Origin of the sequence: Tabrizicola sp. (assembly GCF_041911175.1) — a bacterium.
GTDB lineage: Bacteria > Pseudomonadota > Alphaproteobacteria > Rhodobacterales > Rhodobacteraceae > Tabrizicola.
In genome coordinates this window covers 1-11,434 of record NZ_JAYRPN010000022.1, presented here as the reverse complement: position 1 = coordinate 11,434, position 11,434 = coordinate 1, and the positions used below count along the sequence as shown (strand labels likewise).

Annotated in this window: 12 protein-coding genes; 10 read left to right on the top strand and 2 right to left on the bottom strand. The window is 68.2% G+C overall.

Annotated elements, in window-relative coordinates:
• On the top strand, positions 1-579 hold a 579-nt coding region (locus ACE3P6_RS02995; protein ID WP_374391494.1), incomplete at its 5' end, for a DnaB-like helicase C-terminal domain-containing protein.
• Between the two features lie 10 nt (positions 580-589).
• On the opposite strand, the gene ACE3P6_RS02990 is transcribed toward ACE3P6_RS02995, so the two are convergent.
• A complete protein-coding gene (locus tag ACE3P6_RS02990; RefSeq protein WP_374391492.1) occupies positions 590-2,488 on the bottom strand; it encodes a heavy metal translocating P-type ATPase in 1,899 nt (632 codons plus the stop codon).
• 113 nt (positions 2,489-2,601) lie between these two features.
• Here ACE3P6_RS02990 and alr point away from each other — a divergent pair, with 113 nt between their 5' ends.
• From alr to ACE3P6_RS02945, 9 genes are all read left to right on the top strand, one after another.
• Positions 2,602-3,651: an alanine racemase gene (alr, locus tag ACE3P6_RS02985; protein ID WP_374391490.1), complete on the top strand. Its 1,050-nt coding sequence runs from the start codon at positions 2,602-2,604 to the stop codon at positions 3,649-3,651.
• The gene (locus tag ACE3P6_RS02980; protein ID WP_374391488.1) at positions 3,648-4,427 is read left to right on the top strand and encodes an MlaE family ABC transporter permease; all 780 of its coding nucleotides are present in this window, start codon (positions 3,648-3,650) and stop codon (positions 4,425-4,427) included. Before alr ends, ACE3P6_RS02980 begins: the two co-directional genes overlap by 4 nt.
• Positions 4,424-5,170 (top strand): ABC transporter ATP-binding protein, encoded by a 747-nt coding sequence (locus ACE3P6_RS02975; RefSeq protein ID WP_374391487.1) that lies wholly within the window; start codon positions 4,424-4,426, stop codon positions 5,168-5,170. Before ACE3P6_RS02980 ends, ACE3P6_RS02975 begins: the two co-directional genes overlap by 4 nt.
• A 143-nt stretch (positions 5,171-5,313) precedes the next feature.
• Entirely contained in the window at positions 5,314-5,739 is a 426-nt protein-coding gene (locus tag ACE3P6_RS02970; RefSeq protein WP_374391485.1) for a paraquat-inducible protein A, read from the top strand.
• Positions 5,740-5,804: 65 nt separating this feature from the next.
• Positions 5,805-7,160, top strand: coding sequence for a DNA repair protein RadA (radA, locus tag ACE3P6_RS02965; protein ID WP_374391483.1), 1,356 nt, complete (start codon positions 5,805-5,807; stop codon positions 7,158-7,160).
• Positions 7,161-7,194: 34 nt separating this feature from the next.
• Positions 7,195-7,815 carry a CvpA family protein gene (locus tag ACE3P6_RS02960; RefSeq protein ID WP_374391481.1) on the top strand — a complete coding sequence of 207 codons (621 nt, stop codon included), beginning with the start codon at positions 7,195-7,197 and terminating at the stop codon, positions 7,813-7,815.
• Between the two features lie 83 nt (positions 7,816-7,898).
• Complete coding sequence (gene purF, locus ACE3P6_RS02955; RefSeq protein WP_374391479.1) at positions 7,899-9,362, top strand: amidophosphoribosyltransferase; 1,464 nt, start codon at positions 7,899-7,901, stop codon at positions 9,360-9,362.
• On the top strand, positions 9,359-9,727 hold the full coding sequence (locus ACE3P6_RS02950; RefSeq protein WP_374391476.1) for an iron chaperone: 369 nt from the start codon (positions 9,359-9,361) through the stop codon (positions 9,725-9,727). The genes purF and ACE3P6_RS02950 overlap by 4 nt, the downstream gene beginning before the upstream one ends.
• A gap of 79 nt (positions 9,728-9,806) precedes the next feature.
• Complete coding sequence (locus tag ACE3P6_RS02945) at positions 9,807-10,475, top strand: SDR family NAD(P)-dependent oxidoreductase (RefSeq protein ID WP_374391474.1); 669 nt, start codon at positions 9,807-9,809, stop codon at positions 10,473-10,475.
• A 60-nt stretch (positions 10,476-10,535) separates the two neighbouring features.
• Here ACE3P6_RS02945 and ACE3P6_RS02940 read toward each other — a convergent pair.
• Positions 10,536-11,434: cystathionine gamma-lyase (locus tag ACE3P6_RS02940; RefSeq protein WP_374391472.1), on the bottom strand; the 899-nt coding region annotated here is incomplete at its 5' end.

Genomic DNA, 11,434 nt, shown 5'->3' with positions numbered 1-11,434 from the left:
GCGAAGGCGCTGGAGGCCTGCCCGCTTTACATCGACGACACCCCTGCCCTGCCGATTTCGCAGGTCGCGGCCCGGGCGCGGCGGCTGAAGCGGACGCATGGGCTGGATGTGCTGATCATCGACTACCTGCAGCTGCTGAAGGGCTCGTCCAAGGACAACCGGGTGCAGGAAGTGTCGGAGATCACGCAAGGGCTGAAGGCCATCGCCAAGGAACTGAATATCCCGGTCATTGCGCTCAGCCAGCTCTCCCGCGCGGTGGAAAGCCGCGACGACAAGCGCCCGCAGCTTTCCGACCTGCGGGAATCGGGCTCCATCGAGCAGGACGCCGACGTGGTGATGTTCGTCTTCCGCGAGGAATACTACCGCGAGCGGGAAAAGCCCGGCGACCACGAGCTGGAGAAGATGGCGCAGTGGCAGGCGCTGATGGAATCGGTGCATGGCAAGGCCGAGGTGATCATCGGCAAGCAGCGCCACGGCCCCATCGGCACGGTGGAACTGTCCTTCGAGGGCCGCTTCACCCGCTTCGGCAACCTCGCCCGGCCCTGGCAGGGGCAAGGCGGGCCGGACGTGGGGTTCTGAGCGGCGCGATCTAGGCCTTCGTCCGGATCGGGTCGACCAGCAGGCGCAATCCGTTCAGCACGACGAGAAGCGTGCCGCCTTCGTGGCCCAGCACCGCAAGCGGCAGCGGCAGGTCGAAGAAGAGGCTCCCGGTGACCAGGATCACCATCGCGCCGATGGAAATGGCAAGGTTCTGCCGGATCACCCCGGCAGCGCGGCGCGACAGGGCGCGGGCGGCGGCAAGCTTGCGCAGGTCCTCGGCCATCAGGGCGACATCGGCGGCCTGAAGCGCCACCTCGCTGCCCGCGACGCCCATAGCCACGCCCACGTCGGCGCGGGCAAGGGCGGCGGCGTCGTTGACCCCGTCGCCGACGAAGGCCACCTTGCCGCGTTGCGTGGCCGCATCGACGAGCTTGACCTTGTCGCCCGGCAGCAACCCCGCATGGATTTCCCCCGGCTGAAGGCCCAGCCGCGCGCCGATCCGGCCCGCGACGGGTGCGCGGTCGCCGGTCATCATCAGGCTATCCGTCCGGCCCCCCGCCTTGAGGTCGTGCAGGGCCTCTGCGGCGGTCTGGCGCGGCTCATCGGCCACCGTGAGGCCGCCCAGCACGCGGGCACCGCGACCAACAAGGACGAGCGTCTCGGCCCCGTCCGCCAGCGGGGCCAGTGCATCCGGCAACACCGCTCCCATCGCCGCCAGCATCCGGGCATTTCCCGCCCAGACGGCCCCTTCCGCGTCCTGCCCGGTGATCCCTTCGCTCGGGTGCGCGCGGGCGTCGCGGACCGGGACCGGAACGATCCCCCGCTCCGCCGCCTCGCGCCGGATGGCGGCGGCGATCGGGTGTTCCGATTGCGCCTCCAGCCCGGCGGCAAGTGCGAGGAAATGCCCCTCCTCGCCCTCCAGCGCAAGGATGCTGGTGACGGAGGCAAGCCCGGTGGTCAGCGTGCCGGTCTTGTCGAAGGCGAAGGTACGGACCTCCGCCAGACCCTCCAGCGCCGCGCCGCCCTTGAAGAGGACCCCGCCCCGCGCCGCCGCCGACAGGGCCGACAGGATCGCCGCGGGGACCGAGATCACCACGGCGCAGGGGCTGGCCGCGACCAGCAGCGTCGCCGCGCGGTACAGCGCTTCGGATGGCGGATGGCCAAGCGCGCGGAAGGCGAACCAGGACAGGAACGAACCGACAAAGACCGCGATGGTGTAGCGCTGGCCGAACCAGTCCGAGAAGCGCTCGGACGGTGCCTTCTGCGCCTGCGCCTCGGTCACCAGCTTGATCATCTGGGCAACGGTGCTGGACGCCAGCCCGCGCGTGACTTCGGCCGTCAGGATGCCGTCGAGGTTCACCGTCGCCTCGTGCACCGGATCGCCGGGCGCCTTCCGCACCGGAAGCGATTCCCCCGTCACCGTGCTTTCGTCCAGATGCCCCGAGCCTTCGGCGACCCGGCAATCCACCGGCACCCGTGCGCCGGGGCGCAGGATCACCCGGTCGCCGGGGACAAGGTTCGCCACCGGCACTTCCACCACCCCGCCGGGGCCGTCCAGCAGCGCCGTCTCGGGGCGCAGCTGCATCAGCGCCTCGACCGCGCGCCGCGCCTTGCCCATCGAGCGATGCTCCAGCGTATGCGAGAGCGAGAAGAGCGCCAAGAGCACCGCCCCCTCCAGCGCCGCCCCGACCGAGGCCGCGGCAATCGCCGCCACCACCATCAAGAGGTCGATGTCGAGCCGCCCGTCGTGCCACATCTCATGCAGCGCCGTGCGCAGGGGTGGGATCCCGCCGGTCAGGTACGAGAGGCCAAGCGCGGCCCAGACCAGCCCCTGTGGCAGCGGTTGCAGGAAGGCATCCAGCGTCGCGAGACCCAGCCCGATCCAACACAGGGCCGTCAGGGGCAGATCGGCGGTTTCGTCTTCGACGTGGTCGTGGCTGCCTGACACGGTGACTGCTCCTGTTGCCGAAGCAGTCTCGCGCGTGGCTTCGGGAAGGGCAAGCACCCGCCCGGCCGGAGGTTTTCCCTTGACCAAGTCCGCGCCCCGGTGAAAACAGCCGCATGGCTACCGGAACCCTGACCATCGACCTCGACGCCGTTGCGGCAAACTGGCGCACCCTTGACCGGATGTCGGCTGGCGGCGTGCAGACCGCTGCCGTCGTCAAGGCCGATGCCTATGGGCTGGGGGTCACCCGGGTGGCGCGTGCGCTTGCCAGGGCCGGGGCGCGGCGGTTCTTCGTCGCCGCCGCCGAGGAAGGCGCAGCCGTGCGTCAGGCGCTGGGTCCGGGGCCGCAGATCGCGGTCCTTTCGGGCCACATGGCGGGCGATACCGAGATGATCCACGATCTCGACCTGACGCCGATGCTGAACAGCCTCGACCAGATCACCCGCCACCTGGAATCTCTGCCCGGCCATCCGTTCGGGGTGCAGCTGGATACCGGCATGAACCGGTTGGGGGTCGAGTTGCTGGAATGGCAGGCGGTGGCGCCGATCATTGTCGATGCCGGACCGGAACTCTTGATGAGCCACCTCGCCTGCGCGGATGAGGCCGACCATCCGCAGAACGAGGCGCAGCTCAAGGTCTTCCACGAGATGACCGACGGCACGGGCCTGCCGCGCAGCCTGGCGGCGACGGGCGGTATCCTACTTGGGCCGCGCTATCACTTCGACCTGACCCGTCCCGGCATCGGGCTATACGGCGGGCGACCGCATGACGCGGCGCTGCCCGTGGTCACGCTCTCCCTGCCGGTGATCCAGACCCGCGAGGTCGCACCCGGCGAAACGGTGGGCTATTCCTGCGCCTGGGTGGCGGAACGCCCCTCGGTCATCGCCACGGTCGCGGCGGGCTATGCCGATGGCCTGCCACGCACGCTCTCGAACCGCGCGCAGCTCTGGGATGGCGATACCGCCTGCCCGCTGGTCGGTCGCGTGTCGATGGACATGATCACGGTGGACATCACCGACCTGCCCGAAGTGCCCCGCAGCCTGGACATCCTCGGCCCGAACCAACCGGTCGACTTGCTGGCCGACATTGCCGGGACCATCGGCTACGAGCTGCTGACGGGACTCGGCGCGCGCTACACCCGGCGCTATCAGGAACGCCCGGCATGATCGGAGCCACCCTCGGCGGGATCGGACGCCCGGTCCTGCAGGTCCTCGCCGCCGTCGGCCGGGTGGCGCTTTTCGCGGCGCAGGTCCTTGGCCACCTGCTGCGCCCACCGTTCTACCTGCGCGAACTGGGCGTTTCGATCCTGCAGATCGGCTGGTATTCGCTGCCGGTCGTCGGCCTGACCGCGATCTTCACCGGCGGCGCCCTGGCCCTGCAGATCTACGCCGGCGGGTCGCGCTTCAACGCGGAATCGGTGGTGCCCTCCATCGTCGCCATCGGCATGACGCGCGAGCTTGGGCCGGTGCTGGGCGGGTTGATGGTCGCGGCGCGGGTGGCGTCGTCCATCGCCGCCGAGATCGGCACGATGAAGGTGACCGAGCAGATCGACGCCCTCGTCACCTTGTCCACCAACCCGCTGAAATACCTGGCCGTTCCGCGCGTGGTGGCCGCGACACTGGCGATGCCGGTGCTGGTGGCCACTGGCGATGCCATCGGGATCATGGGCGGCTGGCTGGTCGGCACCACAAGGCTTGACTTCAATTCCGCCGCCTACCTGAAGAACACGGTGGATTTCCTGCAAGGCTGGGACGTGGGGTCCGGGCTGGTGAAAGGCGCGGTCTTCGGTTTCATCGTGGCACTGATGGGCTGCTACCACGGGATGACCTCCGCCCGCGGCGCGCAAGGGGTTGGCGCGGCGACGAAATCGGCGGTGGTCTCCGCCTCGGTGCTGATCCTCGCGGCGAACTACGTCCTGACCGAGGTGTTCTTCTCGTCATGATCGAACTCAGCGATGTCCACAAGCGGTTCGGCGCGAACCGGGTGTTGCAGGGGGTGAACCTCTCCATCGCCTCGGGCACGTCGATGGTGATCATCGGCGGGTCGGGGACGGGCAAGTCGGTGCTGCTGAAATGCATCCTCGGCCTCGTGCGCCCCGACAGCGGAACGATCACGCTGGACGGGCAGGATGTGACGACCGGCGACCGCGAGGCCTTCCTCGCGCGCTTCGGGATGCTGTTCCAGGGCGGTGCCCTCTTCGACTCGCTCCGCGTCTGGGAGAACGTCGCCTTCCGCCTTGTCCGCGGCCCGAAGGCGCTGCCCAAGGCGCAGGCGCGCGAGGTGGCGGTGGAGAAGCTGCGCCGCGTCGGGTTGAAGCCCGAGACCGCCGACCTTTACCCCGCCGAGCTTTCCGGGGGCATGCAAAAGCGCGTCGGCCTCGCCCGCGCCATCGCGGCGGAACCGGAGATCATCTTCTTCGACGAACCCACCACCGGCCTCGACCCGATCATGTCCGGCGTGATCAACGACCTGATCCGCGAGATCGTGGTCGAGATGGGGGCGACGGCGATGACCATCACGCACGACATGTCCTCGGTCCGCGCGATTGCCGACAACGTGGCGATGCTGCACGGGGGGGTGATCCGCTGGACCGGGCCGGTCGGGGAGTTGGACGCGACGCCAGACCTTTACGTGCAGCAGTTCATCCACGGACGGGCGGACGGGCCGATCGAATCTGTCCGCTGACCGCTAAACTTTGACTCAAATTGTGCTTCCTCTTGGAAGAAATACTCCACGGGTAGGACGCCGGTTTCGCCACCGGTTCGAGAAACCGGCGGACTGGGAGGGTGTGAAACCCTCCAGCCCGACGCCAGCCACGCGAGACACCGATGAAATACCTCAACCTCGCCCTCCTCATCCTCTTCCCCGTCGCCTGGTTCGCGCCGCTCCTGCGCGCCGCGATCCTGCCGATCTTCGGGATGGACGAGATCAGCGTGATCACCGGGCTTCAGTCCCTATGGGAGTCTGACGTCGCCCTCGCCCTCCTCGTCACCTTCCTCGCCATCTTCGCGCCCTATGCCAAGACCATCGGACTGGCGCTTCTGCACTGGAACCTGCTGTCGCCCAAGACCCTTCCGGCGCTGGAAATCCTCGGCAAGCTCGCGATGGCCGATGTCTTCCTGATCGCGCTCTACATCGTCATCGTGAAGGGTGCCGGTCATGTGACGGTGGAAACCGCCTGGGGCCTCTACCTCTTCACCGCCTGCGTGCTGGCCTCGATCCTGATCTCGTGGAAGTCGAAGCCCGAAGCCTGACCTGCCGCAAACCGGCGGCGGGCTTGCCTTGATGCTGCCCAATATTCCATGCAGTGTCGCCCCCGATGAAACAGAACGTCTCTTTCACCTGCACTGTCTGCGGCGCGGCCTATCGCAAATGGGCCGGCAAATGCGATGCCTGCGGCGGGTGGAACACCATCATCGAAGAGGCACCCCTTTCCACCGGCCCGAAGGCTCTTGGCGCCAAGGGCCGGACGATCCCGCTGACCGACCTTGCGACCGAGGAAGCCCCGCCGCCCCGCGCCTCTTCCGGCATCGACGAGCTTGACCGGGTGCTGGGCGGCGGCCTCGTCCCGGCCTCGGCGATCCTCGTCGGCGGCGATCCGGGGATCGGCAAGTCCACGCTCCTCTTGCAAGCCGCCGCAAGTTTCGCCCGCAAAGGGTTGAAGTGCCTCTATATCTCCGGCGAGGAAGCCTCTGCCCAGGTGCGGATGCGCGCCCAACGCCTTGGCCTGACCGATGCGGCGGTCGGCCTTGGCGCGGAAACCAACCTGCGCGACATCCTGACCACGCTCGACGCCGAACGCCCGGCGCTGGCGATCATCGACTCGATCCAGACCATGTGGCTCGATCAGGTGGAGGCCGCCCCCGGCTCCGTCTCCCAGGTCCGGGCGGCGGCGCATGAGCTTGTGACCTTCGCCAAGCGGCGCGGGGTCGCGGTGGTGCTGGTCGGCCATGTGACGAAAGAGGGCCAGATCGCCGGCCCCCGCGTCGTGGAGCATATGGTCGACACCGTCCTTTACTTCGAGGGCGAGCGCGGCCACCAGTTCCGCATCCTGCGCGCGGTGAAGAACCGCTTCGGCCCGGCGGACGAGATCGGCGTCTTCGAGATGACCGGCGGCGGATTGGCGCAGGTCCCGAACCCCTCGGCCCTGTTCCTCACCAACCGCGACCAGCCCGCCCCCGGTTCCGCCGTCTTCGCCGGGATCGAGGGCACAAGGCCGGTCCTGACCGAGATCCAGGCCCTCGTCGCCCCCTCCACCCTTGCCAGCCCGCGCCGCACGGTCGTGGGGCTCGACTCGGGCCGCGTCTCGACCATCCTCGCTGTGCTGGAGGCCCGCTGCGGCATCCCCTTCGCCGGGCTGGACGTGTTCCTGAACGTCGCCGGGGGCCTGCGGGTCAGTGAGCCCGCCGCCGACCTTGCCGTCGCAGGGGCGCTCCTGTCGGCCCGCGAGGACGTGGCGATCCCGCCGGACATGGTGCTTTTCGGTGAAATCAGCCTTTCCGGGGCCCTGCGCCCGGTGGGGCAGACCGAAAACAGGTTGAAAGAAGCCTCGAAACTTGGTTTCTCACAGGCAACTGTGCCGTCCCATTCGAAGATCGAGGGGACCGCAGGCCTGACGGTCCGGCAGATGCCCGACCTGACGGCGTTTGTGGGCGAAATGTTCGGGGCGGGATAAGCCCTTTGAAAAGAACGGAATGGGGACGTAAGCGATGGAAAACCTGACCGCAGTTGATGGGGGCGCGGCGCTCATCATCATCATTTCGGCCATTCTCGCCTTCTCGCGCGGTCTGGTGCGCGAGCTTATGGCAATCATCGGGTGGATCGGCGCCGCCATTGCCGCCTACTACTTCGCGCCGGGCGTACAGCCGCTGGTCAAGGAACTGCCGGTGGTGGGCGAGTTCCTGTCGGACAGCTGCGAATTGTCGGTCGTCGCCGCCTTCGCGGGCGTCTTCGTCGTCGGCCTGATCGTCGCCGCGCTCTTCACGCCGCTCTTCTCCGGTGCCGTCCAACGCTCGGCCCTCGGCGGGATCGACCAGGCGCTCGGCTTCCTCTTCGGCGCCGCGCGCGGCGTCCTCCTCATCGCCATCGCCTTCATCGTCTACGACCGAGTGCTGAGCGACCAGCGGATAGAGATGATCGACAAATCGCGCACCGCCCTCGTGTTCGCGAACTTCCAGTCGCAGATCAATGACAACATCCCCTCGGACGCGCCGGGCTGGATCGTCGAGCGCTACAACGACCTGACCAACGTCTGCGCCACCGGCACGGCCCCCACCATCGAGACAGCCCCCGCGACCGAGGCGCCTGCGGCCCCCGCCACCAATCCGTGAAGCCCGCCCGGCGTTTCGGGGCGTGACAGCCCCGAGGCGCTGCCGTAAAGAGCGGGCCAAGGCTCTCGACAGGATTCGGACGCATGGCCCCCTTCCGCTCGCACCCCTTCGATGATGACAAGCTGAAGGAGGAATGCGGCATTTTCGGCGTGGTCGGCGTGGCCGATGCATCGAACTTCGTGGCGCTTGGCCTGCATGCCCTGCAACATCGCGGGCAAGAGGCGGGCGGGATCGTCTGCTACCACCCCGAGCACGGCTTCAACTCGGCCCGCCGCTTCGGCTATGTCCGCGACAATTTCACCAAGGCCGATGTGATGGACACCCTGCCGGGGTCGCTCGCCATCGGGCATGTGCGCTATTCCACCGCTGGGTCGAAGGGCGCGACCGCGATCCGCGACGTGCAGCCCTTCTTCGGCGAATTCTCGATGGGCGGCTGCGCTATCGCCCACAATGGCAACCTGACCAACGCCGCCGCCCTCCGGCGCGAGTTGATCGAGCGCGGGTCGATCTTCCAGTCCTCGTCCGACAGCGAATGCATCATTCACCTGATGGCGCGGTCGATCCAGAAGAACCTGTCCGAGCGGATCAAGGATGCGCTGCGCCGGGTGGAGGGTGCGTTCTCGGTCGTCGCCATGACCCGGACCAAGCTGATCGGCGTCCGCGACCCCTTGGGCGTGCGCCCGCTGGTGCTCGGCCGCGTCGGCGATACCGGCTGGGCGCTGTCGTCCGAGACCTGCGGGCTCGACATCATCGGCGCCGAATTCGTGCGCGAGATCGAGCCGGGCGAGATGGTGGTGATCGAGGGCAACAAGGTGGAATCCACCCGCCCCTTCACCCCGGCGAAACCCCGGTTCTGCATCTTCGAGAACGTCTATTTCTCGCGCCCCGACAGCATCATCGGCGGTCGCTCGGTCTATGAGACCCGCCGCCAGATCGGCGTGGAACTGGCGCGCGAGGCCCCCGTCGATGCCGATCTGGTGTGCCCGGTGCCCGACTCTGGCACCCCGGCGGCCATCGGCTACAGCCAGGAAAGCGGCATTCCCTATGCGATGGGAATCATCCGCAATCAATACATGGGCCGGACCTTCATCGAGCCCACCGACCACATCCGCAACATGGGCGTGCGGCTGAAGCTGAACGTCAACCGCGCGCTGATCAAGGGCAAGCGGGTAATCCTCGTGGACGACAGCGTGGTGCGCGGCACCACCAGCCGCAAGATCAAGGACATGATCCTGGAAGCCGGCGCCGCCGAAGTCCACTTCCGCATCGCCTCGCCCCCGACCGCCTGGCCCTGCTTCTACGGCGTCGACACGCCGGAACGCTCGAAACTCCTCGCCGCGACGATGAGCGAGGACGAGATGCGCGACTGGATCGGGGTCGACAGCCTGAAATTCATCTCGCTGGACGGCCTCTACCGCGCCGCCGGTGAGGCCGCAGGCCGCGATCCCGCCAACCCCCGCTTCTGCGACGCCTGCTTCTCGGGCGACTATCCGGTGGCCCCCTCCGACAAGATCGAGGAAGGCTTCCAGATGAAGGCGGCGGAGTGAGCGCCGAGGTTGACAGCTACATCGCCGCGTTGCCGCCTGACCAGCGCGAGGCACTGACCGCCCTCCGTACCCGTCTCAGGACCCTCCTTCCCGACCACATCGAGACCATGTCCTATGCCATGCCCGGCTTCCGCCAGCCGGGACCGAAGGGCAAGATGGTCGCGGGTTACGCGGCCTTCGCCAGGCATCTCGGGCTCTACCCGCATTCCGGAAGCGTCATCCCCAGGATCGATTGCTCCCCGTTCAGGACCTCGAAATCCGGCGTCCTCTTCACCCCCGACCACCCCCTGCCCGATGCGCTCCTTCGCGCGATCATCGAAACGCGCCAGGCCGAGATCGCTGCGGGATATGGTCGCAAGGGCTGAGCCACCCTCCCCCTTGCCATTTGCTCTTTACAAAAATACTCCCGCCGGAGGCTCCGACCCCGCCACAAGGAACTGACCCATGACCCAGAAGATCGCCCCCAGAGTGGCCCTCGTCACCGGAGCCTCGCGCGGCCTGGGCGCCGCTATCGCCGAACAACTCGCGCTGCGCGGCTGGCAGGTGGTGGCCGTCGCCCGCACCGTCGGGGGACTGGAAGACCTTGACGACCGGGTGAAACGCGCGGGGCTGCCGGGGGCCGGGGGGCTGACGCTGGCCCCGATGGACGTGACCAACGACGACGCGATGCGGCATCTCTGCCGGTCGATCCACGACCGCTGGGGCGGACTTGTCCTCTGGGTCCATGCCGCGATCCATGCGGCACCTTTGTCCCCCGCCGGGCATGTCGACCAGAAGGACTGGGACAAGTCGCTCGCCACCAATGCGCGGGCGACGGGGATGCTGATCCCGATGGTGGAACCCCTGCTGCGCGCGGGCGATGGCACGGCGGTCTTCCTCGACGACCCCCGCGCGGGCCAGCCGTTCTTCGGGGCCTATGGCGCGACGAAAGCCGCACAGATGGCGCTGGCCCGCAGCTGGCAGGTCGAGACGGCAAAGCACGGGCCGCGGGTGGTCATCGCCCAGCCCGCAGGCCTGCCGACAGCCACCCGCGCGCGGTTCTTCCCCGGCGAGGACCGGACGAAGCTCGCCGATGTGCAGGCCGAGGCGGTTAGGATCCTCGACGCGCTCTGAGACCGGGACCAAATTCCTTCGAAGGAATTTGCCAAATCTTTTCGAAGAGATTTGCGCGCCCTACCCCGCCAGCGCCGTCTCGATGGCCGCCCACAGCGCCTCGACCGGCTCCACCCCGACCGAGAGCCGGATGAACCCGTCGGCCACCGCGTCGCCCCAGCGCGAGCGGCGTTCGGCGGCGGTATGGACTCCGCCGAAGCTGGTGGCCTGCTCGATCAGCGGGCAGCGGGTGAGGAAGCCCTCGGCCTCGGCCTCTCCGGCCAGTTCGAAGCCGATCAGGAAACCGCCGTTCGCCATCTGCCCGCCGACCGACTTGCATGAGGCATCCCCCGGCAGGCCCGGATAGCGCAGCGCCTTCACCTTCGGGTGCTTCGCCAACCGTTCCGCGATCACCGCCGCCGAGGCGCACATGCGGCTGAGGCGGACCTCCAGCGTCTCCAGCCCGCGGTGGACGAGGTAGGCTTCGAAGGGCCCCGGCACCGAGCCCGACTGCCGCCGCCATTCGCGGATGCGGGCCATCAGGTTCGGGTCCCGCCCCGCGACATGGCCGAAGAGCGCGTCGGAATGGCCCGCCGGGGCCTTGGTATCCGCAGCCACCACCAGGTCCGCGCCCAGGTCCAGCGGGCGCTGGAGGAGCGGTGTCATCGTCGTGTTGTCGGCGATGAGAAGCGTCCCGGCGGCGCGGGCTTTCCTTGCCAGCGCGGCGATGTCGACGGTGTCGAGGCCGGGGTTCGACGGCGTCTCGATGTAGATCACCTGGAAGCCGGTGAAATCCGCCGTCTCCATCTGCGCGGTCGGAACCTGCACCACCTCGACCCCATAGACCTGCAGCAGGTCGCGGCCGAGAAGGCGGGTGACGTAGTAGCCGTCCGAGGGCAGCATGACCTTCGCCCCGGCCTTCAGGCAGCAGACCAGCGCCGCGGTGATCGCGGCCATGCCGGAGGGGAAGGCGACCACTT

Excerpts from the sequence above, each read along its gene's own strand:
- alr (WP_374391490.1), top strand. The coding sequence starts at position 2,602 with ATGGCTACCGGAACCCTGACCATCGACCTCGACGCCGTTGCGGCAAAC.
- ACE3P6_RS02980 (WP_374391488.1), top strand. The coding sequence starts at position 3,648 with ATGATCGGAGCCACCCTCGGCGGGATCGGACGCCCGGTCCTGCAGGTC.
- ACE3P6_RS02975 (WP_374391487.1), top strand. The coding sequence starts at position 4,424 with ATGATCGAACTCAGCGATGTCCACAAGCGGTTCGGCGCGAACCGGGTG.
- ACE3P6_RS02970 (WP_374391485.1), top strand. The coding sequence starts at position 5,314 with ATGAAATACCTCAACCTCGCCCTCCTCATCCTCTTCCCCGTCGCCTGG.
- radA (WP_374391483.1), top strand. The coding sequence starts at position 5,805 with ATGAAACAGAACGTCTCTTTCACCTGCACTGTCTGCGGCGCGGCCTAT.
- ACE3P6_RS02960 (WP_374391481.1), top strand. The coding sequence starts at position 7,195 with ATGGAAAACCTGACCGCAGTTGATGGGGGCGCGGCGCTCATCATCATC.
- purF (WP_374391479.1), top strand. The coding sequence starts at position 7,899 with ATGGCCCCCTTCCGCTCGCACCCCTTCGATGATGACAAGCTGAAGGAG.
- ACE3P6_RS02945 (WP_374391474.1), top strand. The coding sequence starts at position 9,807 with ATGACCCAGAAGATCGCCCCCAGAGTGGCCCTCGTCACCGGAGCCTCG.